This window comes from Oleiphilus sp. HI0117, assembly GCF_001635235.1.
Genome location: NZ_LWGA01000286.1, coordinates 1 through 940, shown reverse-complemented (window position 1 = coordinate 940; position 940 = coordinate 1). Strand labels below are relative to the sequence as shown.

The following is a 940-nucleotide window of genomic DNA, read 5'->3' as shown; positions in this document are numbered from 1 at the left end:
CTGTCACTATGAAACACCAAGCCTTTAGGAGGCTGGCGCAGATTATATGCCCTGATCATAGCTCGACTAACCAAGTCAGTAGTCATACGCTTATCAATCTGCCAGCCAACGATTCGGCGTGAAAATAAATCCATGACGATCGCGAGATACATCCAGCCTTCGCCTGTTTTCAGATAAGTCACATCGCCAGCCAAGATTTGATTTGGCCCAACCGGATTAAAGTTCTGGTTCAGCAAGTTATCTGCAACAGCATCACTGTGTTTACGCTTAGTTGTTGCCTTGTATGCAATGCGTTGCGTAACGACCAATCCAAGCTTAGCCATTAATTTTTGAGCGCTGTATTCAGTAATATCAAAGCCCTCTCTGCACAATCGTTTCCGCAGTTCTCTATAACCCAAACTACTTCGGCTTTTCTCGAAGATAGTTTTAGCTCTGCTATACAAATGTAACTGCTTTGGCGTAATAGATTTAGTTGGCCGTTTGAGCCAAGCATAATAAGCTGAGCGGCTAACACCCATTGCTTTGCAAAGTTTGATAACAGGATATGCTGAGGAAAGTTGTTGAATGGTTTGAAACCTTACTTGGTTTCCTTCAGCAGGAGGGCGCTGGCCTTTTTTAAAATCTCCTTTTCCATCTTCAGCTCTTTATTTTCCTTTCGGAGCCGAAGCAATTCAGCACGCTCATCTGTATTTAAGCCAGTACCAGATTGTTCCGCATCAAACTTGGCTTTCCAGTTGTAGAGCAACTTATCTGTAATACCCAATGAAGCAGCCGCTTTAGGAACGCTATAGCCTTGCTCGGTGACCAGGGCAACCGCTTCTTGTTTAAACTCTGTTGTATAACTTCTGTTCTTTCGTTTTGTCATTTAACACCTCAATAATTGGATTATATTCCTTATTGAAGTGTCCTGTTTGATTAAAGCAGATCACTATCAAAGATA

The 940-nt window shown here is 42.4% G+C and carries 1 pseudogene; it reads right to left on the bottom strand.

The features are described 5' to 3' along the window. Positions 1-865, bottom strand: a pseudogene (locus A3757_RS26230) (IS3 family transposase); the annotation flags it as partial. Positions 866-940 lie beyond the last annotated feature (75 nt).